A 25739-nucleotide genomic window follows, 5' to 3' on the forward strand; every position below is an offset into this window, starting at 1 on the left:
CTCAAAACTCCTGATCTAAGGCGGCGTCGATGGCATCGTTGGCGGTCATGCCGGGGTTGGCCCGGTGCAGCGCGTTGGCCTTGTCGAGAATGCGTTGCTGGATGGCGGTCAGCCGCTGTGGGCCGCGCCGTTTCTCAAGTGCCCGAAGGCGGATAATCTTCATTGTTGAAGTCCCTCCAATGCAGCGAGTCGTTTTTCAAACTCGGTGCATTCGGTTATGCGGGCAATCTGCGCAAGGCTGGCAATCAGTGTGGCGCCGATGTCCGGTGACAACTTGGCCGTGCTCACGGCCGTGAGGACCGCCCAACTGGCGGAGGTGAGGTCTTGGCCCTTGGGAAGTGTGAACGTCACCATGGCCGCGACGGGCTTCAAGTCCGGCGTGCTCTTGTTCAGGATCGCCTTGGCCGCGCCGGCATCGCCCGCCCGGGCGAGCGCTTCAAGGACGTCCAGCATGTCAGCGCCCAGCTTTGCCGCACGTAGCCGCAAGGCACCGTCTGCCGGCTTACGACTTGTTGTCATACTTCGCGGCCAGCAACTTCACCGACAACTCAATCAACGCTAGACGAGCGGCAATACTGCCAGCGTCGGCTTCGGCACGCAGCCCGTCCATGTAGCGCCGTATGTCGGCTTTGGAAGGCTTGGTGTTCTTTGATCCGTGAATTCGGCCGGGCATGGCGGGAACCTTGATTCGCGCTGATTTGCTTTCAGTATGGCAGATACGCCATAGAATGCGACCGATTTGCCACTGTGTAAATATTTTGCCCAGTCGACAACTTTCTCTTTCGCGAAACTGCGGGACTTTCTGTTCAGCTCGTCGTGGCTTACGGATTTGAGCAGCGCGGGAGCCCCTCTGAAGGTGCGTTTTCGTCGTATAGAGGCCACTGTTCAGACGCCAGAGATTCTGAATGCCTAGTTTTCGTATAATTGACTTACAGCTATGGGCTCAAAGAAGGCTGTCTCAAAAGCAAAATATAGATATAATTTCATAATGTGTGGCCTATGCCGCAAACACGGTTATACAGTGATTTATTATTGAGAGTGTACACAATGAAAGCTGTTGAATTATTTTGTGGCATTGGTGGCTTTAGAATAGCTTGCGATTCTTTAGGTATTGAAACAGTCTGGTCTAATGACATAAGTGTAAAAGCTGCAAAAGTGTACAGAAAAAAATTTGGCGCTGATAATTTTCACGAAGGAAACATAGAAGATCTTTTGGACACTGTTCCTGAACATGATGTATTGACAGGTGGATTTCCATGCCAACCATTTTCAAGCGCCGGCAAAAAATTAGGCATTGAGGATCTGCGCGGTACGCTTTTTGAAAAAATAGTGTACGTTCTAGATAAGAGAAAGCCAAAATATTTTGTACTAGAAAATGTTAAGCGACTATTGTCCATGGACAGCGGTAAGCACTTCGCAACGGTATTAGATGCACTGTCAAATATAGGATATTTGATCGAGTGGAGGCTTTTGAATGCTGTTGATTTTGGTCTACCACAAAATCGCGAGCGAATTGTAATTACAGGCAGAAAAGATCACACTTCGACTTCAAAGCTATGCAATTTAAAAGATTTGTCCCAACTGACAAAAAAACAGCTAACTCAAGCAAAAGATAAAAGTTCTTGGAAAAAAATCGAAGAGCATGGTCTGAAGTTTAAAACTTGGGGTCTGGCTTTAGATGGACATTTTTTCCACTCTGATGTTGACGTATTTTCAGAGAAAACTGAACCGGTCAAGTTGAGCAGCGTATTAGAGACAAGGCCGAACGATAAGTTTTTCTTCACAGAAGACACAATAGAGCGCATAAAAAATAGTGACGAAGTTAACAGGTACTACAGCGGAGTAGAAATTTTATATAATCAAAAAGGCGGAGCTAGGATGGGATATTCCATATTTGGCATTAATGGTGTCGCACCTACCCTGACATGCACAGCTAGTCGTCACTACGAACGTTATAAGGTAGGTGAAGAATATCGAAGGTTAACGAATGTAGAATATGCCCGGATACAAGGATTCTCCGATGATCACTGTGATGCGGTATCTATCTATGATCAGTACACCTTGTATGGTAACGCTGTGCCGCCATCGCTTGTAAAATGGGCTTTAAGCAAATTGATATCAGATGAGTTTACGAATCTGGAGACATTTGAAGAGGGGATAAATTTGACGACTTTGGTTCTTGAAGAGCAAATGGAATTGCTTTGATAGGAAGCCTGATTATTTATTTTTAGTGGCGTTGATGGCATGGAAGAATATTTTTTCCTGCATCTTAAAGCCGCATAAAAACGTGTTGCGCAATGGACAATTGCCCTAAACGACAGGAAAGGAAAATTAACAATGTACTTGACGGATAAAATTCTCTGCAAAGAAGCGGAAGTTTTTTCGGCTGCCGAAAGCAGACATCAAGAGCACACACTGTTTGGTGTTACTGACGGAAAGGCAGTTGGAACTTATCTGGAACTAAAATTTAGAACTTATTTGCTTGATAAGGGCTACATATTTGAGTCTGGAAACTCTGCTAGCGGCCTAGACTTCCCTAATCTTAATTTGGACATGAAGGTCACAAGTACTAGGCAGCCGCAGTCGTCATGTCCATTTAGATCTCTCCGCCAGAAAATTTATGGGTTAGGGTATTCTCTAATTGTATTTGTATATGAGAAGTTTGATGACCCAGGAATGCGCACGGCTACATTGCGAATTACGGATACAATTTATGTAGAGAAAGAACAAACCGCAGATTTCCAAATGACCAAGGGACTGATTGAACTTTTGGCAAACCAAGGGAATGAAGATGATGTCATGGATTTCATGGTGTCTCGGCACTTAACTAGTGATGAGATTGAGTTGAGACGTTTAGCTGAGAGCGTGATGACTAATCCTCCGGAACAAGGGTATTTAACAATCTCCCCTGCACTTCAGTGGCGATTACAATACAGGAGAATTATTGATAAGGCAGGCACCGTGGACGGCATCTACTCTGTGTATAAAAGTACATCGCCCCTGGTTTTGTAGGTACCTCTGATCGGAACGATAAGGCCGTCCCGCTTCTTCGACAGCTCTCAATTTGAGTTTGGTCAATTTGAGGGGCTGACTCTGACTTTGTTGAGAAAACTACATCTTGCGGTGGGCGGGCATGGTTCCATCCTCATCGCATTCGATGTCGTCATTGTCGGTTATGTTGTTTGCCTCGTGGGAAGTGGATGGCGGCGATCCGACCTGACCGAGGGGGTGGATTTCGGGCTGCTCCAAGATTTCTGCGCATCTTCGCGCTTCTCGGAACAGCCAGAGACCATTGAGTTAGAGCCTCGGGAATGGCGCTGCTCCATGTTCCGAGATTTAGCTAAAAAACTCCCCGCGATACCGGGCTGCTGAGCCGGCTCTTTCTAAAAATATAATCCTAAACTATTTGAATACTCTTAGATCTTGGAACAAAAAACACGCCGACGGCTCTATTTAGCGGCTTTCAGCCGTGCTCCAAGTTGAGTCGCACGCATCAACTCAGAACTCCCCCTCGGTCACAACTTCTGTGCCAGAGCGTGACCACTCATCGGCTCCCTCGCTTTCTCCAGAGCGATGACATCGACAACGAAGCCTTCATCAAAAGCATACAGTCTCTCTTGCACGCGCTTGATGCGGGGGCGGGGGCCACCGATTTTGTGAACACCAGCCCGTTGCAGCATGAAGGCCAACGCCTTCGAGGCATTAGTCCACGCGACTCCCTCATCAATACCCAGCGCATGCCGCAGGTCTTCGCTGCCGAAGCCGGGCACGCCCGCGGCCTTCCAGTCGGCTAGCACCTCGCCCAAGTCCTGTTCCAATTGCGAAGTCGCGGCAAGGATCACCGCGCGCTTCGCATCATTGATGGCTGGACGCTCTCCGGGGTTGAATTTGCTGATGTCTCGCTTGGCCAACCATGCCCCCACCGCGGCCCCGAATTCAGGCGTGACGAGGTTGTACAGGCGGGTGTAGTAGTCCGCGGGCTTTGGCTCTTCCGGATTCTTGATCACTGCCCAGCGGCGATCCTTCGCGTCAATCGGCAAGGCGTCAACATGGTTTGATAAAATCAGCCACCGCACCGAGTTCTTTTCCCAGTATTTTTTGCCGTACTTCGCGTTAATTCGCCGCTCGCTCGCGGTCATCATGCTTCGTAGCTTCGCGGCTTGATCGAGTAAGGACTTGTGTGTCCCGATGTGGATTTCATCGACGCAAGCGAACCGGGTGCCGGCGATGTCGTCGTTGAAGGCACCCTGCAAAAGTCCGCCCAAGTCCAGACCGCTGGCTACCTCCCCGGGCCACACCTGAGACAGAACATCAACCAACCAGTTGCGACCAATCCCCATCGTCGGCGTGTAGAAGAGGTAGCCGTGATGCGGCAGCACTTCCGGCACTCGTTCGCAATGCGCCAGCCAATCGAGGAAGCGCTCACGCTCTTCCAGCGCTGGTATCAGATATTCGATGTGCTCAAGGAACGGCGCAATATCCGCCGTCGCCGGGTGACGCTCGCGAGGCGTCCAGGTATTCACCATGCACACGCCTTTGGCGACATAGATCCGGGGCAGGCCAATCGCCAAACCCGCGTCAGCAATTGGAACCCGCCCCGGATCCTTCAGCCAAAGCTCCGCTGAGCTGACGTCGTTTGTGCCTGTGCCTTTGGAGTTGGGCACTGTCTCCACCGAGGCTGCGTACTCGGTCTTGAAGTGGTCGATACCCAAGACGTCCAGCACAACGCCCCCCTTTTCAAAGTCTTCATGAGGAAGCGTGACCACAGCATTCAGCTTGCGCACATACCGGCACCGCTTCAGCATATCGGCGCAGGTCAGCAATTCCGTCGCGTCGGCGGCTCGGTTTGCATCCCAGCGGCAAGCAAGCTGTTCACGTTTGGCCTCGTGGGCCGCTTGTTTCGTTGCATTGATATCCTTGCGTACCGCGACCAGTTCAGTGACACCCTTATCGAATACCGGACTTGTTTTTTTCTTCTCAGTCATCGAAAAACTCCAGCGCAAATAACCGCGCGTTGGCCGCGTTGAGTTGGGGGATTATTCGTTCATTCACCCAGTCGGTGTACTCGCGCCAACCCCGCCCGCTGTCGTCGAGGCGGCGACCGGACGCATCGCGATTGGTCGCACAAGAGCTGTGCTTGCAGTCGAATGCCCCGGTCCAACCGTTGGTGTCGCTCGGCTCCATGAGCACCGTGCCGGTGTCGGCTCGGTCGGAGTGGTCGCCAATGAACGGGCAAATAATGTCGATCATCTCGCCGCGCTGGCCCTTCACCATCCCGGCCGCCTCCAGCACATTGAGGCAACGCTTGAAGTAGGATTCTTGCCGCTCCATCGTCTTGCCGCTGACATGTGCCCACGGGCGCTGGTACGGCACCGTCAAGTCGAGTCCGTAGATGTGGGCAAGGACTTCCACTGAATACCGCGGGCCGTCGAGGTGCTTCACTCGCACCTGCCAACCCCTCTTGCCATCCGCGTCATACTTGTCCTTGCAGTTCTTCGACTCGGGTGTGCGACCGACGTGGGCAATGTCCTTGCACTTCTTGTCACCGCCTCGCACCGTGACGAACTGGTCCAGCAGCCGGGCGAACAGCGCGCGGTCACGGCAGGGCTCGTCGAGCACATACCACGCCTGAAAATTGTCTTCAGACGTTTCAATAAGTGCCGTGGGCGTCCATCCGTCGAGGATTGCAAAATCAAACTTCACCGACGACTCGTAGTTGCCCGGTTCGCCCGCGGCGATGGCCTGCTTGTTTTTCTTTTCGGCCTTCGCGATTGCGTCGGCGAGATAGCCAACATCGTCGACCATCAGCGCGCAGCCCGCGGCGAAGTTCTGCTTGCGTCGGCGCCAGCGTCGGCGCTGGCCGTCGTCGTCGATGTGGAAGGCAGAAAAGGACACAAAGCGGTTCATCTGCGCATCGCCGTCAAAGTTCCAGTCGCCATCGGAGTAGCGCACAAGGCCACGGACCTTCCAGCGGCCCCGCGCTGCTTTGGGGTTGTCGTTGTCTTTGGTCGGATCGCCTGCGAAGGCACTGCCGGTTAGCCGCTCATCCGGGCGGAGCCCCTCGGCCAGCAAGTCGAGGAATGTGTTGAGGTCACCAGTCTTACCAGACATGAATCTCTACCTCATCACCGAGGCCAAACCGCTCATGGATCAGCGCGTGGGCCACGTCCTCATCCGTTCTTTGCTTCACAAGGAAAATTTCCACACTGAGGGTGCGGGCTTCGTAGATGTCGAAAGAGTTATACGGCTCGTACCACAAAACTTCAGAGCATTCCTCGATGGACACGGCGCCGTGTTTCTTCACCAGCAGGTTTGCCCGCTGGTGGGCAGATGTTCGGCTGAGGCATTGTTCGGTTGACATAACTTCCTCCTGCCGCGGGAGGAGTCGCAGGGGGCATCGACGAACGTGCAGAAAGAGCGGAAAATGACCTTGCCCTTCAAGCACGCTGCATCCGACGCCGCCCCGTTTCTCGACCGGGGCGGCGTTTTTATTGGTGGGCAGCGGCTACTTTCGCTTCGGCCGCGGCAACGCGCAGGCTGGTCGCGATGGGCTCGACGTTGCCTTGGCGGGCGTCGAAGTAAGCCTTCACCTCATTCCAAGGGAAGACACGTTTCTTGTGGGAGATGCGCACGGCCTGTGGGAAGTCCGGGTCAACAAGCGCCATCTTGCGGAGGGTCTGTAGCGATATGCCGAATGAGGTCGCGACAAGGTTCTGATCGACATAGACCGGCGTGATGCCGGGGGCTTCTCGGTTTAAAACGTTCATGGGGTAACGCTCCTGATGGGTTTGCGTTACCTATTGAAAGGCCTAAGGGTGGAATAGCCGGTTAACTCCACCCTAAATAATTCTCCCTGCCTTTTTCCACCACTCCTTGAGCGTTTCGTGCGACTTTTTTTTCCAGCCCTTTGCTTCGTCGTCAGACTCGACAGGCACCGCGTAGGCTGTTGCGAGGTAAGCCAGTGGCACGGCTGGGTGTTTCTTTAGGCCGACGCCTTCAATTTTGTCCGCCAGCGCTAAGTCGATGAACTCAGTAAGGGACCGTTCGTCGTCGCGCTCGGACGTCATCCGCTCGATGAATTCGCCGCTCAGTGTAGTTTTTTCTTTCTTCTTTCGCGGCTTGCTGGCGACGTTGGCTTGGTGGCGGCTTTGGTAGCTGCTTTCTCGACGGCTCTCGGCTCCCATCACCGCCTCGATGCTGGTGTCTTCCAGAAAGTCCGCATCACCACAAAGGCCCATCTGCACTAGCTTGGTGGCGCGGCGCGCTGCGACTACCAGCCGCTCGGGGTGCTTCTCACACTGCTCAGCGAACGTCTTCTGCTGCTTGGCGTAGTGCTCGGCATTGATGCGGTTCAACTCTTCGGGCGTCATGCGACCAGCTCCTCAATCTTGGCCTTCCACAACAACAAGGCGGCGGTCTTCTCGGGCAACAGCTCGGCCCGCTCATAGTGCTTGGCCTGCACGCCGGTTTGGCCGTGCGACAACAGCGCCCCGCGCAGGTCGCGGCTGATACCCAGTTCCTGCATCCGGGTTTCGACGGTGCGGCGGATGTCGCTGGGCTTCACACCCTTCGGCAACAGGCGCGGCCCGGCACCGCGGAGGCTGTCCACGCTTGCGGTCTCGGTGGCGATCTTGGCCGCGGCGGTCAGGTCGGTGTCGATCACCGGCAACAAGCAAACCTTCGCCCGACTGCCGCGGCCCTTCGTGTCGGTGATGGTGATCAGTTCTTCACTGCTGAAGTCGGCGGTGCGCAGTTGCTCCATGCGTGCGCCGGTCAACAGAATGAGTTTCCAGAAGGCACCGACCGGCCCGGCCGCGGAGGCTTTTGCCCAAAACAACTGGATCTCGTCATCGGTCATCACCCGGTCGTTGGCCCGTTCCCACTCAGCAATACGGGGCGTGCCGGTGACGGGGTTGTGGCTGATCTTGAAGGTAGCGGTGCCGGCTGGCTTGCGTGGGTCATAGTCGTACTTGGCCGCGTGCGCGAAGGCAGCGTGAAGCAGACTGCGCAGACGGTTGACGGATGTGGTGATGCCCGTTGCCGCACGGCGGCGGAGTACAGCGGCCACCTCGGCGGTGGTGATGCTCGCAGCTTCGCGCTTGAGCAATGGGTCGCCTTCGGGGAAGGCCAGATTGAACACAATCTTGGCATCGCGTGCGGTCGGCCGCTCACCGAGGCTTTCGCGGTAAGCCGTGAGCAAGTCGAGAAGTGTGCCGGTGCGGACCAGCTCTTTGCCGCCCATCGCACGCGCAGCAGTTCGGGCCGCGGCCAGCCCCATCGTCGGATACTCGCCCAACTTGCGGGAGCGGTCGGAGCCGTTGACGCGTGAGCGGATATGCCATGAGCGCGTGCCGGTGGCGGAGACGATCAGAACCAATCGTCCACCCCCGTACTCACCGTCATCGGTCAGCTTGGCACCGTATGGGGCCGCACGTACGGCTTTATCAGTAAGCTTCAACCTGCTCTCCTTTGACACCCCGTTTGACACCCCGTTTGGGGTAACAACTTGGGAATAACTGGGAGAGGTATTAAACTACGAAACCCTTGTAGAATAAAGGCTTCAGCGATTCCTAATAAATCCGGATATGGTATTGCAGAGGTCTCATAATCCTTTGGTCCACGGTTCAAGTCCGTGTGGGCCCACCATACTCAAAGCCGCGCATTGCGCGGCTTTTGCGTGTCTGACTGGCCGGTCTTTACAGAGACGCTTCTTATCGCCTCAATTGGAACTGACGACGATGAGCAAAGCGCCGCATTGATGGTGTGGTGACGGTACTGCCCCTGCAATCTGTTCAAGCGAGGACGGATGCCGATAGATAGAACATCGCACCATCAGGCAGCTCCAACGGTTCTGAAATGGGACCGAACGTTCCCTTTGTGGGAATGATAGAGCCAGCCTTCTTCGGTTCTTCATTATTCCAAGCCCTGAATGACATCACCAACACCGTCAGACCAGACACCCAACGAAGCAATAGCCTGCACCACCCGCAACCGCTCCAGCATCGGCCCCGTGTAAACAACCTCATAGGTATCCGCCGGCCGCCCCCATTGCTCGACGATAGCCATGCCGTCGACCAGCACCCCGGCCAATTCGGCAATCGTATCGGCCAACATCTCGACGACTGTTTGCGTGCGCAGCCACACCTGATCAGTCATCGCTTTAAGCTGCGCGGCTATGCGCTCAGTCGACGCTGGATCGGTATCCGGATAGACGATGTTGCGCAGCAGATGCTGAAGCTCCCTGACTTTTGCGTAGTCCTGTTCTGCGCCCTGCTCGCCTTTGAGGATGGCGATGGCTTTTACTTTGTCGACGCGTTTCGCGGACGGTTTTGAAGGAAGTGTCTGCGCCATTGCCCCAGCCAGGAGCACCATCATCCGGGCTTCCAGATGTTCCTTCATGGCTTCCATCGAAGCGATTGGCCGCGTCAACGTGATGGACGCTCCACCTTGATGCCGCAAATCCATGGTCACCGTCAGGGTCACGCCGCCTGTGGCGAAACCCAAGGCACGGGCCACGACGTAGTGGCCCATTTCGTGATGGGCGATCTGCAATGCACGGTCCCGTACAGCGGCAGGCAGCTTCGTCGTCATGTCCTTTGTCTCGGATCCTCGTTCTCGCATTCGACTACGAGTGACGGTCACTGTCGATCCTGTCGCTCCCACAAGGGATCTTTGGTGGCCACAGTCTTCACGCTCACTGGACATCATACTGTAGGGCCCCGCTCAAACAACCGCCGCGAGCGCTGTGCAGGATGTGCCTGTAACATGCCTGGCCATTGACCTGTCCCGCTGGAGACATCCCTTTGCCTGACACTCGCCCTCCTGTTCTTGATGAAATTGATCGCCAGTTGATTGCAGCCTTGCAGATCAACGCCCGTGAGAGCGTGGCCATGCTTGCGCGGCAACTGGGGATTGCTCGCACCACCGTGACTTCGCGCCTGGCACGGCTGGAAAAGGCCAAGGTGATCACCGGCTACGGGGTGCGGCTTGGTCAGCGCGTGGTGGATGGCGGGTTGCAAGCGTATGTCGGGATTACCGTGCAGCCGCGTTCGGGCAAGGAGGTGGTGCGGCGGTTGAGTGCGATGGCGCAGGTGCAGCAGTTGTGTGCGGTGAGTGGCGAGTTTGATTATGTGGCGTGGCTGCGTACCGACTCGCCGGAACAGCTGGATCAGTTGCTGGATCAGATTGGCAGTGTGGATGGGGTGGAGAAGACCACGACTTCGATTATCTTGAGCAGCAAGGTGGATCGGGGGCAGCCGGTTTGAACGCTATCCACTGTGGGAGCGGGCTTGCTCGCGAATGCGTCGTGTCAGTCGACTCCAGTGGCAACTGATACTCCGCGTTCGCGAGCAAGCCCGCTCCCACAGTGACGATATGTACAGCTTGATCGTCAGACTGATCATAAATATGGCAAAACGACGACACTTTGCGTCTTATTAACGTGTTCTGTGCTCTCTAGAATGGCTGGCATCTTTTCCTATACTCAGATGCGCATTCCGCGTCGGGTCGCCAGCAAGGTCAGCCATGAACAAGAATAATCGCCATCCTGCAGACGGTAAAAAACCGGTCACCATCTTCGGTCCCGACTTTCCTTTCGCCTTCGACGACTGGATCGAACACCCGGCCGGCCTGGGCAGCATTCCCGAGCACAATCATGGTGCCGAAGTGGCGATTGTCGGCGCCGGTATCGCTGGTCTGGTGGCGGCGTACGAACTGATGAAGCTCGGCCTGAAACCGGTGGTCTACGAAGCGTCGAAATTGGGCGGCCGCCTGCGCTCGCAGGCGTTCAACGGGACGGATGGCATCGTCGCCGAACTCGGTGGCATGCGCTTCCCGGTGTCGTCGACGGCGTTTTATCACTACGTCGACAAGCTTGGTCTTGAGACCAAGCCCTTTCCAAACCCGCTGACGCCTGCCTCCGGCAGTACCGTGATCGACCTGGAAGGCAAGACGCATTACGCACAGAAACTGGCCGATCTTCCTGCCTTGTTCCAGGAAGTCGCTGACGCCTGGGCCGATGCCCTGGAAGCCGGCTCGCAGTTCGCCGATATTCAGCAAGCCATCCGCGACCGTGACGTTCCGCGCCTCAAGGAACTGTGGAACACCCTCGTACCACTGTGGGACGACCGCACCTTCTACGACTTCGTCGCCACCTCCAAAGCGTTCGCCAAGCTGTCGTTCCATCACCGCGAAGTGTTCGGCCAGGTCGGCTTCGGCACCGGCGGCTGGGACTCGGACTTTCCCAATTCGATGCTGGAAATCTTCCGCGTGGTCATGACCAACTGCGACGATCACCAGCACCTGGTGGTCGGCGGTGTGGAACAAGTGCCGCAAGGCATCTGGCGTCACGTGCCTGAGCGTTGCGTGCACTGGCCCGAAGGCACCAGCCTGAAGTCCCTGCACCGGGGCGCCCCGCGCTCCGGCGTGAAAAAAATCGCCCACGCCGCCGATGGCCGTTTTGCAGTCACCGACAACAATGGCGATACCCGCGAATACGCCGCCGTGCTGACCACCTGCCAGAGCTGGCTGCTGACCACCCAGATCGAATGCGACGAGACCCTGTTCTCGCAAAAGATGTGGATGGCCCTGGACCGCACCCGCTACATGCAATCGTCGAAAACCTTCGTGATGGTCGACCGCCCGTTCTGGAAGGACAAGGACCCGCAAACCGGCCGTGACCTGATGAGCATGACGCTCACCGATCGCCTGACCCGTGGCACCTATCTGTTCGACAACGGCGACGACAAGCCCGGCGTGATTTGCCTGTCGTACTCGTGGATGAGCGATGCGCTGAAAATGCTCCCGCACCCGGTGGAAAAACGCGTAGAGCTGGCGTTGAACGCGTTGAAAAAGATCTACCCGAAAGTCGACATCGCCGCACGCATCATCGGCGATCCGATCACCGTGTCCTGGGAGGCCGATCCTTACTTCCTCGGCGCGTTCAAAGGCGCCCTGCCCGGCCACTACCGCTACAACCAGCGCATGTACGCGCACTTCATGCAGGACGACATGCCGGCCGAGCAGCGCGGTATCTTCATCGCCGGCGACGACGTTTCATGGACGCCGGCCTGGGTCGAAGGCGCGGTACAGACCTCGCTCAACGCGGTATGGGGCATCATGAAGCACTTCGGCGGGTCGACACATAAAGCGAACCCGGGCCCGGGTGATGTGTTCAAAGACATCGGCCCTATCGCCCTGCCCGAGTAAGAGGAATCCCAAATGCGCGTAGCCCTTTACCAATGTCCACCGCTGCCATTGAAGCCCGCCGCCAACCTGCAACGCCTGCATCAACTGGCGATGGAGGCCAAGGGCGCCGACCTGTTGGTGCTGCCGGAGATGTTCATGACCGGCTACAACATTGGCACCGATGCGGTCAGCACGCTGGCCGAGGTGTACAACGGTGAATGGGCGCAGCAGATCGGCCGGATCGCCAAGGCGGCCGGCCTGGCGATTGTGTACGGCTATCCCGAACGCACCGCTGACGGGCAGATCTACAACGCTGTGCAGTTGATCGACGCCAACGGTGAACGCCTGTGCAATTATCGCAAGACGCATCTGTTCGGTGATCTGGATCGCTCGATGTTCAGCCCCGGTGAAGACCAGTTTCCAGTGGTTGAGCTCAACGGCTGGAAGCTCGGCATGCTGATCTGCTACGACCTGGAGTTCCCGGAAAACACGCGCCGCCTGGCCCTTGCCGGCGCCGAGCTGATTCTGGTGCCGACGGCGAACATGGTTCCGTTCGACTTCGTCGCTGACGTCACCGTGCGTTCGCGCGCCTTCGAAAACCAATGCTACGTGGCCTACGCCAATTACTGCGGCCACGAAGGCGAGATCCACTATTGCGGGCAAAGCAGCATCGCCGCTCCGGACGGCAGTCGCATTGCCCAGGCCGGACTGGATGAAGCGTTGATCGTCGGCGAACTGGATCGACAGCTGATGCTCGACTCCCGCGCCGCCAATCGTTACCTCAGCGACCGCCGGCCCGAGCTTTACCACGCGCTCAACAAGCGTTAATCCGCTAGCATTGGCACTTCACTGTTCTGGAAGTGCCCATGCCTGCGCCGATACTCCCCCGCCCTCACACCGAAACCCTGGCCAATGGCTTGCGCGTGACCCTGCGTCATGTGCCCGGCCTGAAACGCAGCGCCGCTGCGTTGCGAGTGGCGGCGGGTAGTCATGACGTGCCATTGGCGTGGCCGGGGCTGGCGCATTTCCTTGAGCATTTGCTGTTTCTCGGGACCGGGCGTTTTCCTGCAAGCGAAGCGCTGATGGCCTACGTGCAACGTCACGGTGGGCAGGTGAACGCCAGCACCCGCGAACGCACTACCGATTTCTTCTTTGAACTGCCAACCCGATCGCTCAGTGGCGGGCTCGAACGCTTGTCAGACATGCTCGCCCGACCGTGCATGAATTCGGACGATCAGATGCGGGAGCGGGAAGTGTTGCAGGCGGAATATATCGCTTGGTCGCAGAATCCTCAGGCGCAGCAGCAGTTCGCGCTGTACGAAGGACTGGCGGTAGAACATCCGTTGCGCGGGTTTCATGCGGGCAATCGGGACAGCCTGAAGGTTGAATTGCCAGCGTTTCAGCAGGCATTGAAAGACTTCCATCAGCAGTTTTATCGCACCGGCCAGATGACCCTGAGTCTGGTCGGACCGCAAAGTCTTGATGACTTGCGCACGCTGGCAGAGCAGTTTTCAGCGACGCTACCGGTTGGGGATAAAAACCCGCAGGCAGCCACTTCGCCGCTGGCGGTGAAAAGTTATCAACAGGTCGGCCAGCAGCACGGCAATCTTTTGTTTGCCTTCGATGCGTTGCCGGACACCTCTGCCGAGGCGATGGCGTTTCTTTGTCATTGGCTCAATTGCACCAAGCCAGGTGGTTTGCTCGCGTACTTGCAGGCCCGGAATCTGGCCGACGGTTTGAAAGCCGCGCCGCTGTATCATTTCTCCCGACAAGGCATGCTGCATCTGCAGTTCACCGCGCCATCCGGATCATTGAGCGCCATTGGCGAACACCTGCGAGATTGGTTCAGCTTCTTCGCACAACAGGATTGGGCACCGCTGCGCGAGGAATACGCAGCACTGCAGCAACGACAGCAGCAAGTCAGCGGCGCACTGCAACTGGCGCGCCTCGACAGCGAACAGCTTGAAAGTGGCTTGTCCGAGTCCGGCGTTGCCGCCCTCAAACAGATTCTCAATGAAATCGGCACTGTGGATAACTTCAGCGACCATTGGCACCTGCCCACCGCCAATCCCTTCCTGCGCAGCAGTGAACCGCTGGCCAATGCCGGATTGATTCGTGGCCAGACCAGCGCCCACCGCGGTCTGCGCACGTTTGCCCAGGACCGCTCGCGCAGCCGCCGAGAGCGCTCGCCGATGCAGTTCAGTCAGGCATGGCGGGATGACGGTGATGAAGGCGCGATTTATCTGCGTTGGCGGATGGAAGCCGCAGCCACGGTTGACCTGCAAGAGCAATTGCAAGGCAGTCTTTGGCAAACACAGCAAGATGCGCGCGAGGCCGGTGTCGAGTTGTCGTTCAGCACGAGTGGCCATGAATGGTTGCTGAAACTGACCGGCCTGCAAGAGTCGATACCCGCAGCCCTCGAACATGCGCTGAAATGTCTGACACAGATTGATGCCGATTCCCCGCGCGCAGAGCCGGAAACGCCGTTGTTGCCCATCCGCCAATTGCTCAAGGCATTCCCGGAGCATTGCCTGGAATCAGCGCAAGCCTCCAACGACGCGAAACACCTGTGGACAACTTCCCGCTGGGATGGCTGGGCGCTGGGCCTCAGCCCACAAACCCAATCGGCGATGGGCCTGGCCCTGAGCCGCATTCCCGGTATACCGGACAATCAATTGCCGGCACAGACAGCGTTCACAACACCATACTTGTGGCGCCACATTGAAACGGCTTCCAGCGAACACGCCTTGTTGCTGTTCTGTCCGGTCGCCAGCCGCGAGATCGCCGACGAAGCGGCCTGGCGCTTGCTGGCGCACCTGTGCCAGACACCGTTCTATCAACGCCTGCGGGGTGAATTGCAGTTGGGTTATGCGGTGTTCAGCGCCCTGCGGCAGATCCATGGGCGAACCGGATTGCTGTTTGGCGTGCAGTCCCCGACGGTGACATCGGTGGAGTTGCTCGGCCACATTCGGCAGTTTCTCGAAAACATTCCGACGCTCGTTACACAACTTGATGAGGCCAGCCTGGGCCAACTGCGCCAGAGTCTTGCCGATCAATTCGACGACTCGTCTCTATCCTGCAGAGACGCTGGCGAACTGCTCTGGCAGGCCAGGCTCGCCGGCCACTCGTCGGATTATCTAGCGCAACTGGTCACCGCGATCGAGCAACTCGACGCCCCGCAGTTGCTGGCTGCTGCGCAACGGTTAAACAACATCGAAGGCGGCTGGCTCTGCCTCGCCAGCGATTCCATGCCCGGCGCCCCGTGGCAAGCGGCGAAATGATCATTACCGAGCCTGTAAGGAGCTTTCTCAAAGATTCACGGGCAAACCCCTGGAAATTTTGAGTAACATAGCAGCCTAACTATTTGGAACCTCCCCGCGCTGCCGTGGACTATAACTATAGACAGCGCTATCCCATCACCCTGAAGGAGTCACCCATGTCCTGGACAAAACCGGCTTACACCGACCTGCGTATCGGCTTCGAAGTCACCATGTACTTCGCAAGCCGCTGATCTCTGCCGTGGCAGATCCGCAGCACAACGCCTCGGTTATCCGAGGCGTTTTATTTTCAGCGTTGAAATGATGGAGCACCCATGTTTGTCCAGATTCTAGGTTCCGCTGCCGGCGGCGGTTTCCCCCAGTGGAACTGCAACTGCGTGAACTGCGCAGGTTTTCGCGATGGCAGCCTGCGGGCCAAGGCGCGGACACAATCTTCCATCGCGATTTCCGATGACGGCGTGAACTGGGTGCTGTGCAATGCCTCCCCGGACATCCGCGCCCAGCTCCAGAGCTTCGCCCCGATGCAACCGGGCCGTGCCCTGCGCGACACCGGGATTGGCGCAATCATCCTCATGGACAGCCAGATCGATCACACCACCGGCCTGCTCATGTTGCGTGAAGGTTGCCCGCATCAGGTCTGGTGTACCGACATGGTCCATGAGGATCTGAGCAGCGGTTTTCCACTGTTCACCATGCTGAACCACTGGAACGGCGGGCTGAACTGGAACCGCATTGAGCTCGACCAGAGCTTCAGCATCCCGGCCTGCCCGAACCTGCGATTCACCCCGCTGCCTTTGCGCAGTGCAGCGCCGCCCTACTCGCCACACCGCTTCGACCCGCATCCGGGCGACAACATCGGCCTGATCGTCGAGGACTTGTCCACCGGCGGCAAACTGTTCTATGCGCCGGGCCTGGGCAAGGTCGATGCATCACTGCTGGAGATCATGGCCGGCAGTGACTGCCTGCTGGTCGATGGCACCTTGTGGGACGACGACGAAATGCAGCGCCGTGGCGTCGGCACCCGTACCGGTCGCGAGATGGGCCATCTGGCACAGAATGGTCCAGGCGGCATGCTCGAAGTGCTGGAGCAGTTGCCCGAACAGCGCAAGGTGCTTATCCACATCAACAACACCAACCCGATTCTCGATGAAGACTCACCGGAGCGCGCGGAGCTGGATCGGCGCAATGTTGAAGTGGCGTATGACGGCATGAGTATTGTGCTGTAGCGGATGCCCCCATCGCTGGCAAGCCAGCTCCCACAAAGGAGATCGCATTCCAATGTGGGAGCGGGCTTGCTCGCGAAAACGTCCGACCAGACACCAACGATTTCAACGGTTGTTCCCCGGAGAACCGCAATGACCGACATCCCAATGTCCCCCAGCGAATTCGAAGCCGCCCTGCGCGCCAAGGGCGCCTACTACCACATCCATCACCCCTATCACGTGGCGATGTATGAAGGCAGGGCAACCCGTGAGCAGATCCAGGGCTGGGTTGCCAACCGCTTCTACTACCAGGTGAACATTCCGCTCAAAGACGCGGCCATCCTGGCCAACTGCCCGGACCGCGAGATCCGCCGCGAGTGGATCCAGCGCCTGCTCGACCATGACGGCGCCCCGGGCGAAGACGGCGGCATCGAAGCCTGGCTGCGCCTGGGCCAGGCTGTCGGTCTCGACCCGGATCAGTTGCGCTCCCAGGAACTGGTGTTGCCCGGTGTGCGTTTCGCCGTGGACGCCTACGTCAATTTCGCCCGCAGGGCCAGTTGGCAGGAAGCCGCCAGCAGCTCGCTGACCGAACTGTTCGCGCCGCAGATCCACCAGTCGCGCCTGGACAGCTGGCCACAGCATTACCCCTGGATCGACCCGGCCGGCTACGAGTATTTCCGCACTCGCCTGGGCCAGGCGCGGCGCGATGTCGAGCACGGGCTGGCGATCACCCTGCAGCACTACACGACACGGGAAGGCCAGGAGCGCATGCTGGAAATTCTCCAGTTCAAACTGGACATTCTTTGGAGCATGCTCGATGCCATGAGCATGGCCTACGAACTGAAACGCCCGCCGTATCACAGCGTGACCGGGCAACGGGTCTGGCACAAAGGAATCACCTTATGAGTTTCGACCGCAGCAAGACCCCGACCTGGCGTCCCGGCTACCGCTTTCAGTACGAACCGGCGCAAAAAGGCCATGTGCTGCTGTACCCGGAAGGCATGATCAAACTCAACGAAAGCGCCGCGCTGATCGGCGGATTGATCGACGGCGAGCGCGATGTCGCGGCGATCATTGCCGAACTCGACCAGCAGTTCCCCGGCGTGCCCGAACTCGGTGACGACATCGAGCAATTCATGGAGGTTGCCCGTGCGCAGCACTGGATCGAACTTGCCTGATTCATCGGTGCAAGTACCGCCCACACCCGAAGTCGGCCTGCCGCTGTGGCTGCTCGCCGAGCTGACGTATCGCTGCCCGCTGCAATGTCCGTACTGCTCCAATCCACTGGACTTCGCCAAGCAAGGCGAGGAACTGAGCACCGAGCAATGGATCAAGGTATTTCGCGAAGCCCGCGAGATGGGCGCCGCACAACTGGGCTTTTCCGGTGGTGAACCGCTGGTGCGCCAGGACCTCGCCGAGCTGATTTCTGAAGCGCGCAAACTGGGGTTCTACACCAACCTGATCACCTCCGGCATCGGTCTCACCGAGCAGAAAATCAGTGATTTCAAAAAGGCCGGTCTGGACCACATCCAGATCAGTTTCCAGGCCAGCGACGAGCAAGTGAATAACCTGTTGGCCGGGTCGAAAAAAGCCTTCGCGCAGAAACTGGAAATGGCCCGCGCCGTGAAAGCCCACGGCTATCCGATGGTGCTGAACTTCGTCACCCATCGACACAACATTGACCAGATCGACCGCATCATCGAGTTGTGCATTGCCCTTGAAGCGGACTTCGTCGAGCTCGCCACCTGCCAGTTCTACGGCTGGGCGCAACTCAATCGAGTCGGGCTGTTGCCGACCCGGGAACAACTGGTGCGGGCCGAGCGCATCACCAACGAATACCGCGCCAGGCTGCAAGCCCAAGGGCATCCGTGCAAGCTGATTTTCGTCACGCCGGACTACTACGAAGAACGACCGAAAGCCTGCATGAATGGCTGGGGCAGTATTTTTCTCACGGTCACGCCGGACGGAACCGCCCTGCCCTGTCACGGTGCCCGGCAGATGCCGGTACAGTTTCCCAACGTGCGCGACCACAGCATGCAGCACATCTGGTACGACTCGTTCGGCTTCAACCGCTTTCGTGGCTACGACTGGATGCCCGAGCCGTGCCGCTCCTGCGACGAGAAAGAAAAAGATTTCGGCGGCTGCCGCTGCCAGGCATTCATGCTCACCGGTGATGCGAGCAATGCCGACCCGGTATGCAGCAAGTCACACCATCACGGCGTGATCCTCAAGGCTCGCGAAGAAGCCGAGCACGCCACCCGGACCATCGAACAACTGGCCTTTCGCAATGAACGAAACTCACGCCTCATCGCCAAAAGCTGAACCCTTGAGTGCCGCCAAAGCCGTTGCGGCTGGCATCGATTTCACCGAACTGCAGGTTGGTGCGCATGGCTTGTTCTGGAACGAATATCGGCCCGCAGACGCTGCGTGCCGGATCTGGCACTGGCACTGGCACTGGCACAACAATGCGGCGACCTGCCTGACACCCCCGGGTTTCAGTGTGCGCAGTCGGGTGTACGAATACGGCGGCGGGGCGTTTTGCCTGACCGACACTGGCATCGTTTTCGTCAACGAAGCGGATCAACAGCTGTACCGCCAATCACTGCAAGGCGAAACACCTGAGCTGCTGACGTCCGGGGAATGCCGTTACGGTGATCTGCAATTTGCCAATAATCAGGTGCTGGCCGTTGAAGAACATCGCGACCGGCACCGACTGGTGGCGATCGATCTCACCGATGGCGTGCGTCATCTGCTCGCCGAAGGCGCCGACTTCTACGCGGCGCCGACCCTGAGCCCTGATGCCCGACGTCTGGCCTGGATCGAGTGGAGCAAACCGGATCAACCCTGGACCGCGACCCGCCTGATGGTTGCCGAACGCCAGGGCGACGGCCGTTATGCCAACCCCCGTTGCGTCGCTGGCAACAGCGCACAGGAGTCCCTGCAACAACCGCGGTTTGATACAGATGGCCGCCTGTTTTGCCTGACCGATCGCGGCGGATTCTGGCAGCCATGGGTGGAATCGGCCGTAGGCTTGAGCCCGTTGCCCAGTGCCCCCGCCGATCATGGCCCCGCGCCCTGGCAACTGGGCGGCTGCACCTGGCTGCCGCTGGACGGAGACACCTATCTGGCCAGCTGGACCGACGGCGGCTTTGGCCGGCTGGGCTTGTGTGGCGCCAGCAGCGAAGACTTCACCGGCGACTACAGTCGCTTCCGTCATCTCGCTGTGGATAAGCAGTTCATTTACTGCATCGCCGCTTCGCCCGTCAGCGCCACGGCGGTGATCGCCATCGACCGCCAGACCCGACAGGTAAAGGTCCTGGCCGGTGGCATTGCACCGTTGCCTGCCGAGCAAATCAGCCGCCCGCGGACCTTGCGCTACCCCAGCGGCTCCGGTGAAGCCCACGGCTTCTTCTACCCGGCGATGACCGGTGAGGCGAAACCTCCACTTGTGGTGTTCATCCACGGCGGTCCGACTTCGGCGTGCTACCCGATGCTCGATCCACGCATCCAGTTCTGGGCACAAAGGGGGTTCGCCGTAGCCGACCTCAACTATCGCGGCAGCAGTGGTTATGGCCGGGCTTATCGCCAGGCCCTGCATCTGAGCTGGGGCGATGTTGACGTAGAGGATGCGTGCGCGGTGGTCGACTATCTCGCCAAGCGCGGATTGATCGACCGCGACAAGGCATTCATTCGCGGCGGCAGTGCCGGCGGGTACACCACCCTTTGCGCGCTGGCATTCCACAAGGTGTTCCGCGCCGGCGCCAGCCTTTACGGTGTCAGTGACCCTGTGGCCCTCGGACGGGCGACCCACAAGTTCGAGGGCGATTATCTGGATTGGCTGATTGGCGATCCCGTGCAGGATGCCGAGCGCTACGCCGCCCGTACGCCACTACTGCATGCGAGCAACATCAGCGTGCCGGTCATATTCTTTCAAGGGGAACTGGACGCCGTGGTCGTCCCGCAACAGACCCGCGACATGGTCACGGCGTTGCAAGACAACGGCGTACTGGTTGAAGCGCACTACTACGCCGACGAACGTCACGGCTTTCGCAAGGCGGGTAACCAGGCCCATGCGCTGGAGCAGGAGTGGCTGTTTTATCGGCGGGTGATGGATCAGGGGGGGCTGAGTTCAGGGCAAAGTGCTTGAAATTTAGCGCCCCCATCGCGAGCAGGCTCGCTCCCACAAGGTTTTGTGAGCGACGCACTTCCAATGCGGGCCTGCTGGCGAGGGCTGGTTACCTGACAACGTGTCACTCAACGCTTGGCGATGATGTAAACCGCATGCACGATCCCCGGAATATAACCGCACAGTGTCAGCAGGATATTCAGCCAGAACGCCCCGCCGAATCCGACCTGCAGAAACACGCCCAATGGCGGCAACAGAATGGCAATGATGATTCGAACAAAATCCATGGGCTTGCTCCTGGTTGAGGTGGGCTTCTAAAACCCTACAGTTAATCGACCGCTACCGTTCGTCAGGGTTCAGTAAAGCATCCCGGGGAAAACCCGGCGAAAAAAAACGCCCCACGCCAAAAGAATCAGGCATGGGGCGTGCGTTATACCGCGAGACGGTTCTGGAATGAGTTGAGGGACGCCTGCGATCAGACGGCAATCCCTTTGCGGCAGTGCAATTGCGCGGTGCGCACGCGGGAGAAGGCGCGCGTCAGGCGCAGGAGCATTTCGTCGATGCTGGCCTTGCTGACGGTCAGCGCGGGGGTGAAGCGCAGGCAGTCGGTTTGCGGGGCATTGAGCAGCAGGCCTTCCTGTAGTGCGGCATTGACCACGGCAGCGGCCGAATCGTCAGATAACGTAAGCCCCCAGAGCAGCCCTTGCCCGCGCAATTCGCCGTGTCCGTAGCGCCAGGACAAACGCCGCAGGCCTTCGCTCAGATACTGGCCGGTTTCTCCCACGTGCTTGAGCAATCCCTTGTCCTGCACGCTCTCGAGCACCGCGAGTGCCGCTGCGTTCATCAGTGCATTGCCGTGGTGGGTCCCGGTCATTTCACCCATGTCGAAGCAACAGGCTTTGCCCCGCGCCAGCAAAGCGGCCACTGGCACCCCACCGCCCAGGCCTTTGCCGAGCACGACGATATCTGCCCGCACGCCGTAGGATTGTTCGGCAAGCAAAGTGCCGCAACGACCGATGCCGGTTTGCACTTCGTCGAGGATCAACAGGATGCCGAGTTCGCGACACAACCGCTCGACCCCCTTGAGGTAATGCGCGGTGGCAGGGATGACTCCCGCTTCACTCTGGATCGGCTCAAGCATGATCGCCACGGTCCGCTGATCCACGGCGGCATGCAGTGCCGGCAGGTCATTGAACGGCACGTGGCTGAAACCTGGCAGTTGCGGTTCGAAGCGGTTGGTCAGTGTCGAACTGTCCGACGCCGAAATAGTCGCCAGGCTACGGCCATGACAGCCGTTATTGGCCACGATGATCCGCGAAGCGCCGCCTCGATGCTGTTGACCCCATTTGCGCGCCAGTTTGATCGCCGCTTCACAGGCTTCGCTGCCCGTGTTGAGCAGGTACGCCTGATCGCTGCCGGTACTGGCACACAGTCTTTCAGCGAGGCTGAGCATGCCACGGTTATGTAATCCAAAACCCGGGTTGATCAGCGATTGGGCCTGCGCCGTGATCGCGTTGACCAATGCCGAGGGGCTATGGCCCAGGCTGTTGGCGCCACCGCTCTGGGAGAAGTCCAGATAGGCGCGGTCATCACTGTCCCACAACCAGGAACCCTGGCCGCGCGTAAAAACCTGGGCCGGCCGTTCGACACTCGGCATCAGGTATTCAGTGGATAGACTATCGCTTTGGGATGGCGCGGCGGCGCCCATGACCAGGTCATCAAGGCTGGGCGTGCTACGGCGTAGACTGAATAGATTCATTGGCAAAAACCTCCCAAGAGGTTTTTTGCGTTACCTATGCAAATGCCATCGAAACAAACAGTATTCATCGCGCTCTGTGGCCCTGTAAGCCTTGTGAATACAGTTAGACTAGGCTCAGCCAAGGCGTAGAGCCATTTCGATTTCCGAGCATTTTCGATAAGTATTAGTTATGGATTTTAAGCAACTGCGTTATTTCGTCGCGGTGTATGAAGAAGGTCATGTCGGCCGGGCCGCAGAACGCCTGTCAATCTCCCAGCCGGCGCTGTCGCAACAAATCCGCCACCTCGAACAGAACCTCGATGTGAGCCTGTTCGAGCGCAGCAGCAAACGCCTGTTGCCGACCCTCGCGGCCCATACGCTGTACAACCACGCCCAGCCCCTGCTTGATGGCTTGCAGCGTGCGCGCGAAGCCCTCGGCAACTTCAAGGGGCAGGCGCTGCGCACCCTGGCCATCGGTGTATTGCAGACCGTCCACTCCAACCTCGTGCCGCAAATGCTTGAGCGCGTGCGCCAGGCGCAGCCGCATCTGGTGGTGCAGATTTACGAGCTGACGGGGCTGGAAATCGAGCGCCGGCTGCTCAATGGCTCGCTGGACATCGGCATCGGCTACCTGCCGCCCCGTCAGCCGGGCCTGCATGGCGTGATGCTGTATGAGGATGAACTGACCCTGGTCATCCCGGCGGAGCATCCGTTGCGCGACTTCAAGAAAGTGTCCATCCGTCAGGCCGCCGAGCTGCCGATGTTGTTGCTGGGTGAAGAGTTTCAGATCAGGCAGATCTGGCAGGCCCAACTGGCAAACCTGGGACGCCGCCCGCAGGTGCAAGCGGAACTGAACAACATGGCGGGGATTCTCGACAGCTTGCCCAACACGCGACTGGCGACCGTACTGCCCGGGCGCTCACACAAGACCCACGGCACCGATGAACTGCTGTGGAAGCCCCTGAGCGAACCGCGAGTGCCACTGAAAGTCGGTTTGGTGTGTCGCGATGTGCAACGGCAACAGGCCTCTCTGGCCTTGCTGCGCACGGTGCTGGAAGAAGTGATGAAGGCTCAGGATGAGCGCTTGAACAGCGCACAGGCTATAGATGGATTGAGCTGAGAACTTTTTCGCGGCCAAAAGAAAACCCCGCCGAAGCGGGGCTTTGCAGACTGTTTCCCTGACATCCTTTTCGCTCCACCGTCCTGGCAGAATCCTACGTGTCCGTGTTGTTGCTTTGCGCTTCCTGCGCTACGTCCATGGCAAGTAGATTAGCCCTGGATCCAATTTGCTTCTATGGGAGAACAGCAGCACGGCATGTAAGAGAATGCTTACATGCCGTTACAACATCAGAATTGTCCTGCATCCAGCAGGAACAGGGACTCGCTACCGGCCTTCACCGATGCACTCAACGAATGAATGCGCGGCAGCAGACGGGCGAAATAGAAGCGTGCCGTGCCCATTTTGCTGGCGTAGAAATCGTCCTCGGCTTCTTTGCCGATGGCGGCCTTGGCCATCAGTGCCCACATGTAGGCGTACGACACGTAACCGAATACCTGCAGATACTCGACCGACGCCGCGCCGATTTCATTCGGGTTGTTTTTCACTCGGTCCAGCAGCCAGGCGGTCAGTTCGTCGAGGGTGGTCACTGCGTCGTTCAGCGGCTTGGTGAACTCCGCGAGGTCCGCACTGGCGGTCGATGTGAAGTGACGGATTTCGTCCGCGAACAGGTTGTAGAACGCGCCACCGGTGCCGACGATCTTGCGCCCGACCAGGTCCAGCGCCTGAATGCCGTTGGTGCCTTCGTAGATCTGGGTAATGCGCACATCGCGCACCAGCTGCTCCTGGCCCCACTCACGGATGTAACCATGGCCGCCGAAAACCTGCTGGCCATGAACGGTGGTTTCCAGACCGAGGTCGGTCAGGAATGCCTTGGCTACCGGGGTCAGCAGCGCAACCAGATCTTCCGCGCGCTTGCGGGTCGTGGCGTCTTCGCTGAACTTGGCGGTGTCCAGTTGCATCGCCACATAGGTGGAAAAAGCACGACCGCCTTCGTTCGAGGCTTTCATGGTCAACAGCATGCGACGCACGTCCGGGTGGACGATGATCGGGTCTGCCACCTTGTCTTTGTTCTGCGCGCCGGTCGGCGAACGGCTTTGCAGACGATCACGGGCGTATTCCACAGCGTTCTGGTAGGAACGTTCGCCAGTGGCCAGGCCCTGGATACCGACGCCCAGACGCTCGTAGTTCATCATGGTGAACATGGCCGCCAGGCCCTTGTTCGGCTCGCCGACCAGGTAACCCACGGCTTCGTCGAAGTTCATCACGCAGGTCGCGGACGCCTGGATGCCCATCTTGTGTTCAATAGAGCCGCAGTTCGCCGGGTTGCGTGCGCCCAGGCTGCCATCGGCATTGACCATGAACTTGGGCACCAGGAACAGCGAGATACCTTTCGGACCCGCCGGTGCGTCCGGCAACTTGGCCAGTACCAGGTGGATGATGTTTTCGGTCAGGTCGTGTTCGCCACCGGTGATGAAGATCTTGGTGCCGCTGACTTTGTAGGATCCGTCGGCCTGAGGCTCGGCCTTGGTGCGGATGATGCCCAGGTCGGTACCGGCGTGCGGTTCGGTCAGGCACATGGAACCGGCCCAGACACCGGCGTACATGTTCGGCAGATAGGCCGCTTTCAGTTCTTCACTGGCGTGAGCGTTGATCGACAGACAGGCACCGGCGGTCAGCATCGGGTACAAACCGAACGACAGGCTGGCGGAGTTGACCATCTCTTCGACCTGGGCCGAAACAGCCTTGGGCATGCCCATGCCACCGAACTCCGGATCGCCACCCACACCCACCCAGCCGCCTTCAGCATAGGTCTGATAGGCCTGTGGGAAACCTGCCGGCGTGGTGACCGCACCGTCCGCCCAATGGCAACCTTCTTCGTCAGCCCCACGGCTCAGGGGCGCGATGCTTTTGCTGGTGACCTTGCCGGCTTCTTCGAGAATGGCTTCGACAGTTTCTGCATCGACAGTCTCGGCCAGAGCAGGCAACTGGGCCCAGAGTTTGGCGACCTCGAAAACTTCATTGAGGACGAAGCGCATATCGCGCAGGGGCGCTTTGTAGTCAGCCATGGCAAACCTCACAAGATCTAAACAGGTGATTCACAGGAGTTGTTTTTTGCGTTGGGTCCGAGTGTAACCCAACAACTTTTCAG

26 protein-coding genes are annotated in these 25739 nt (G+C 58.3%); 13 read left to right on the top strand and 13 right to left on the bottom strand.

The annotated features are described in order from the left end of the window. Position 1: 1 nt before the first annotated feature. Genes ASE98_RS26560 through ASE98_RS26565 form a run of 3 tightly spaced genes read right to left on the bottom strand, consistent with a single transcriptional unit; the run spans position 2 to position 673 of the window. The gene (locus tag ASE98_RS26560) at positions 2–163 is read right to left on the bottom strand and encodes a hypothetical protein (RefSeq protein WP_156465496.1); all 162 of its coding nucleotides are present in this window, start codon (positions 161–163) and stop codon (positions 2–4) included. Then, complete coding sequence (locus tag ASE98_RS12385) at positions 160–453, bottom strand: hypothetical protein (protein WP_156465497.1); 294 nt, start codon at positions 451–453, stop codon at positions 160–162. The genes ASE98_RS26560 and ASE98_RS12385 overlap by 4 nt, the downstream gene beginning before the upstream one ends. A 49-nt stretch (positions 454–502) precedes the next feature. Beyond that, positions 503–673 carry a hypothetical protein gene (locus ASE98_RS26565; RefSeq protein WP_156465498.1) on the bottom strand — a complete coding sequence of 57 codons (171 nt, stop codon included), beginning with the start codon at positions 671–673 and terminating at the stop codon, positions 503–505. A gap of 374 nt (positions 674–1047) precedes the next feature. Here ASE98_RS26565 and ASE98_RS12390 point away from each other — a divergent pair, with 374 nt between their 5' ends. Next, a complete protein-coding gene (locus ASE98_RS12390) occupies positions 1048–2205 on the top strand; it encodes a DNA cytosine methyltransferase (protein ID WP_082457531.1) in 1158 nt (385 codons plus the stop codon). A gap of 132 nt (positions 2206–2337) precedes the next feature. Continuing rightward, on the top strand, positions 2338–3012 hold the full coding sequence (locus ASE98_RS12395; protein ID WP_060541648.1) for a hypothetical protein: 675 nt from the start codon (positions 2338–2340) through the stop codon (positions 3010–3012). Positions 3013–3515: 503 nt separating this feature from the next. Here ASE98_RS12395 and ASE98_RS12400 read toward each other — a convergent pair. The 7 genes from ASE98_RS12400 to ASE98_RS12430 all read right to left on the bottom strand — a co-directional run bounded on the left by ASE98_RS12400 (position 3516) and on the right by ASE98_RS12430 (position 9591). Then, entirely contained in the window at positions 3516–4985 is a 1470-nt protein-coding gene (locus tag ASE98_RS12400; protein WP_060541649.1) for a primase-helicase family protein, read from the bottom strand. Continuing rightward, positions 4978–6111, bottom strand: coding sequence for a DNA-primase RepB domain-containing protein (locus tag ASE98_RS12405; protein ID WP_060541650.1), 1134 nt, complete (start codon positions 6109–6111; stop codon positions 4978–4980). Before ASE98_RS12405 ends, ASE98_RS12400 begins: the two co-directional genes overlap by 8 nt. Next, positions 6101–6361 carry a hypothetical protein gene (locus ASE98_RS12410; RefSeq protein ID WP_060541651.1) on the bottom strand — a complete coding sequence of 87 codons (261 nt, stop codon included), beginning with the start codon at positions 6359–6361 and terminating at the stop codon, positions 6101–6103. Before ASE98_RS12410 ends, ASE98_RS12405 begins: the two co-directional genes overlap by 11 nt. Before the next feature lie 127 nt (positions 6362–6488). After that, positions 6489–6767, bottom strand: coding sequence for a helix-turn-helix transcriptional regulator (locus tag ASE98_RS12415; RefSeq protein ID WP_060541652.1), 279 nt, complete (start codon positions 6765–6767; stop codon positions 6489–6491). Between the two features lie 72 nt (positions 6768–6839). Next, positions 6840–7370 carry a hypothetical protein gene (locus ASE98_RS12420; protein WP_060541653.1) on the bottom strand — a complete coding sequence of 177 codons (531 nt, stop codon included), beginning with the start codon at positions 7368–7370 and terminating at the stop codon, positions 6840–6842. Continuing rightward, entirely contained in the window at positions 7367–8458 is a 1092-nt protein-coding gene (locus ASE98_RS12425) for an integrase family protein (RefSeq protein ID WP_060541654.1), read from the bottom strand. Before ASE98_RS12425 ends, ASE98_RS12420 begins: the two co-directional genes overlap by 4 nt. Before the next feature lie 455 nt (positions 8459–8913). Further along, positions 8914–9591, bottom strand: a complete 678-nt coding sequence (locus tag ASE98_RS12430) for a hypothetical protein (RefSeq protein ID WP_060541681.1) — start codon at positions 9589–9591, stop codon at positions 8914–8916. 212 nt (positions 9592–9803) lie between these two features. On the opposite strand from ASE98_RS12430, the gene ASE98_RS12435 reads away from it, so the two are divergent. The 10 genes from ASE98_RS12435 (at position 9804) to ASE98_RS12475 (ending at position 20813) form a co-directional block, all read left to right on the top strand. Beyond that, positions 9804–10265 carry an Lrp/AsnC family transcriptional regulator gene (locus ASE98_RS12435; protein WP_060541655.1) on the top strand — a complete coding sequence of 154 codons (462 nt, stop codon included), beginning with the start codon at positions 9804–9806 and terminating at the stop codon, positions 10263–10265. 259 nt (positions 10266–10524) lie between these two features. Then, the gene (locus tag ASE98_RS12440; protein WP_060541656.1) at positions 10525–12207 is read left to right on the top strand and encodes a flavin monoamine oxidase family protein; all 1683 of its coding nucleotides are present in this window, start codon (positions 10525–10527) and stop codon (positions 12205–12207) included. Positions 12208–12219: 12 nt separating this feature from the next. Continuing rightward, positions 12220–13014: a carbon-nitrogen hydrolase family protein gene (locus ASE98_RS12445; RefSeq protein WP_060541657.1), complete on the top strand. Its 795-nt coding sequence runs from the start codon at positions 12220–12222 to the stop codon at positions 13012–13014. Between the two features lie 38 nt (positions 13015–13052). After that, on the top strand, positions 13053–15467 hold the full coding sequence (pqqF, locus tag ASE98_RS12450; RefSeq protein ID WP_060541658.1) for a pyrroloquinoline quinone biosynthesis protein PqqF: 2415 nt from the start codon (positions 13053–13055) through the stop codon (positions 15465–15467). Positions 15468–15622: 155 nt separating this feature from the next. Next, entirely contained in the window at positions 15623–15697 is a 75-nt protein-coding gene (gene pqqA / locus ASE98_RS25810) for a pyrroloquinoline quinone precursor peptide PqqA (RefSeq protein ID WP_003422658.1), read from the top strand. Positions 15698–15778: 81 nt separating this feature from the next. Continuing rightward, complete coding sequence (gene pqqB, locus ASE98_RS12455; RefSeq protein ID WP_060541659.1) at positions 15779–16690, top strand: pyrroloquinoline quinone biosynthesis protein PqqB; 912 nt, start codon at positions 15779–15781, stop codon at positions 16688–16690. Positions 16691–16819: 129 nt separating this feature from the next. Next, positions 16820–17572, top strand: a complete 753-nt coding sequence (pqqC, locus tag ASE98_RS12460; protein WP_060541660.1) for a pyrroloquinoline-quinone synthase PqqC — start codon at positions 16820–16822, stop codon at positions 17570–17572. Further along, a complete protein-coding gene (gene pqqD, locus ASE98_RS12465) occupies positions 17569–17844 on the top strand; it encodes a pyrroloquinoline quinone biosynthesis peptide chaperone PqqD (protein ID WP_008051583.1) in 276 nt (91 codons plus the stop codon). The genes pqqC and pqqD overlap by 4 nt, the downstream gene beginning before the upstream one ends. Beyond that, positions 17816–18988, top strand: a complete 1173-nt coding sequence (pqqE, locus tag ASE98_RS12470; protein WP_060541661.1) for a pyrroloquinoline quinone biosynthesis protein PqqE — start codon at positions 17816–17818, stop codon at positions 18986–18988. The genes pqqD and pqqE overlap by 29 nt, the downstream gene beginning before the upstream one ends. After that, on the top strand, positions 18954–20813 hold the full coding sequence (locus ASE98_RS12475) for a S9 family peptidase (protein ID WP_060541662.1): 1860 nt from the start codon (positions 18954–18956) through the stop codon (positions 20811–20813). Before pqqE ends, ASE98_RS12475 begins: the two co-directional genes overlap by 35 nt. A 107-nt stretch (positions 20814–20920) precedes the next feature. Here the strand turns inward: ASE98_RS12475 and ASE98_RS25815 are convergent, their stop codons facing one another. Together ASE98_RS25815 and ASE98_RS12480 are read right to left on the bottom strand one after the other, a co-directional pair. Then, entirely contained in the window at positions 20921–21079 is a 159-nt protein-coding gene (locus tag ASE98_RS25815) for a YqaE/Pmp3 family membrane protein (protein WP_007947822.1), read from the bottom strand. A 188-nt stretch (positions 21080–21267) separates the two neighbouring features. Then, positions 21268–22551, bottom strand: coding sequence for an aspartate aminotransferase family protein (locus ASE98_RS12480; RefSeq protein ID WP_060541663.1), 1284 nt, complete (start codon positions 22549–22551; stop codon positions 21268–21270). Between the two features lie 169 nt (positions 22552–22720). Here ASE98_RS12480 and ASE98_RS12485 point away from each other — a divergent pair, with 169 nt between their 5' ends. Further along, positions 22721–23650: a LysR family transcriptional regulator gene (locus tag ASE98_RS12485; RefSeq protein WP_060541664.1), complete on the top strand. Its 930-nt coding sequence runs from the start codon at positions 22721–22723 to the stop codon at positions 23648–23650. Between the two features lie 227 nt (positions 23651–23877). Here the strand turns inward: ASE98_RS12485 and ASE98_RS12490 are convergent, their stop codons facing one another. Beyond that, positions 23878–25656, bottom strand: coding sequence for an acyl-CoA dehydrogenase C-terminal domain-containing protein (locus ASE98_RS12490; protein ID WP_060541665.1), 1779 nt, complete (start codon positions 25654–25656; stop codon positions 23878–23880). Between the last annotated feature and the right edge of the window lie 83 nt (positions 25657–25739).

Source organism: Pseudomonas sp. Leaf48 (assembly GCF_001421885.1).
Lineage (GTDB): Bacteria > Pseudomonadota > Gammaproteobacteria > Pseudomonadales > Pseudomonadaceae > Aquipseudomonas.

What these genes read in the sequence shown, in the direction of transcription:
- ASE98_RS26560 (WP_156465496.1), bottom strand. Translation starts at nt 163, where the DNA reads ATGAAGATTATCCGCCTTCGGGCACTTGAGAAACGGCGCGGCCCACAG.
- ASE98_RS12385 (WP_156465497.1), bottom strand. Translation starts at nt 453, where the DNA reads ATGCTGGACGTCCTTGAAGCGCTCGCCCGGGCGGGCGATGCCGGCGCG.
- ASE98_RS26565 (WP_156465498.1), bottom strand. Translation starts at nt 673, where the DNA reads ATGCCCGGCCGAATTCACGGATCAAAGAACACCAAGCCTTCCAAAGCC.
- ASE98_RS12390 (WP_082457531.1), top strand. Translation starts at nt 1,048, where the DNA reads ATGAAAGCTGTTGAATTATTTTGTGGCATTGGTGGCTTTAGAATAGCT.
- ASE98_RS12395 (WP_060541648.1), top strand. Translation starts at nt 2,338, where the DNA reads ATGTACTTGACGGATAAAATTCTCTGCAAAGAAGCGGAAGTTTTTTCG.
- ASE98_RS12400 (WP_060541649.1), bottom strand. Translation starts at nt 4,985, where the DNA reads ATGACTGAGAAGAAAAAAACAAGTCCGGTATTCGATAAGGGTGTCACT.
- ASE98_RS12405 (WP_060541650.1), bottom strand. Translation starts at nt 6,111, where the DNA reads ATGTCTGGTAAGACTGGTGACCTCAACACATTCCTCGACTTGCTGGCC.
- ASE98_RS12410 (WP_060541651.1), bottom strand. Translation starts at nt 6,361, where the DNA reads ATGTCAACCGAACAATGCCTCAGCCGAACATCTGCCCACCAGCGGGCA.
- ASE98_RS12415 (WP_060541652.1), bottom strand. Translation starts at nt 6,767, where the DNA reads ATGAACGTTTTAAACCGAGAAGCCCCCGGCATCACGCCGGTCTATGTC.
- ASE98_RS12420 (WP_060541653.1), bottom strand. Translation starts at nt 7,370, where the DNA reads ATGACGCCCGAAGAGTTGAACCGCATCAATGCCGAGCACTACGCCAAG.
- ASE98_RS12430 (WP_060541681.1), bottom strand. Translation starts at nt 9,591, where the DNA reads ATGACGACGAAGCTGCCTGCCGCTGTACGGGACCGTGCATTGCAGATC.
- ASE98_RS12440 (WP_060541656.1), top strand. Translation starts at nt 10,525, where the DNA reads ATGAACAAGAATAATCGCCATCCTGCAGACGGTAAAAAACCGGTCACC.
- ASE98_RS12445 (WP_060541657.1), top strand. Translation starts at nt 12,220, where the DNA reads ATGCGCGTAGCCCTTTACCAATGTCCACCGCTGCCATTGAAGCCCGCC.
- pqqF (WP_060541658.1), top strand. Translation starts at nt 13,053, where the DNA reads ATGCCTGCGCCGATACTCCCCCGCCCTCACACCGAAACCCTGGCCAAT.
- pqqB (WP_060541659.1), top strand. Translation starts at nt 15,779, where the DNA reads ATGTTTGTCCAGATTCTAGGTTCCGCTGCCGGCGGCGGTTTCCCCCAG.
- pqqC (WP_060541660.1), top strand. Translation starts at nt 16,820, where the DNA reads ATGACCGACATCCCAATGTCCCCCAGCGAATTCGAAGCCGCCCTGCGC.
- pqqD (WP_008051583.1), top strand. Translation starts at nt 17,569, where the DNA reads ATGAGTTTCGACCGCAGCAAGACCCCGACCTGGCGTCCCGGCTACCGC.
- ASE98_RS12475 (WP_060541662.1), top strand. Translation starts at nt 18,954, where the DNA reads ATGAACGAAACTCACGCCTCATCGCCAAAAGCTGAACCCTTGAGTGCC.
- ASE98_RS25815 (WP_007947822.1), bottom strand. Translation starts at nt 21,079, where the DNA reads ATGGATTTTGTTCGAATCATCATTGCCATTCTGTTGCCGCCATTGGGC.
- ASE98_RS12480 (WP_060541663.1), bottom strand. Translation starts at nt 22,551, where the DNA reads ATGAATCTATTCAGTCTACGCCGTAGCACGCCCAGCCTTGATGACCTG.
- ASE98_RS12485 (WP_060541664.1), top strand. Translation starts at nt 22,721, where the DNA reads ATGGATTTTAAGCAACTGCGTTATTTCGTCGCGGTGTATGAAGAAGGT.
- ASE98_RS12490 (WP_060541665.1), bottom strand. Translation starts at nt 25,656, where the DNA reads ATGGCTGACTACAAAGCGCCCCTGCGCGATATGCGCTTCGTCCTCAAT.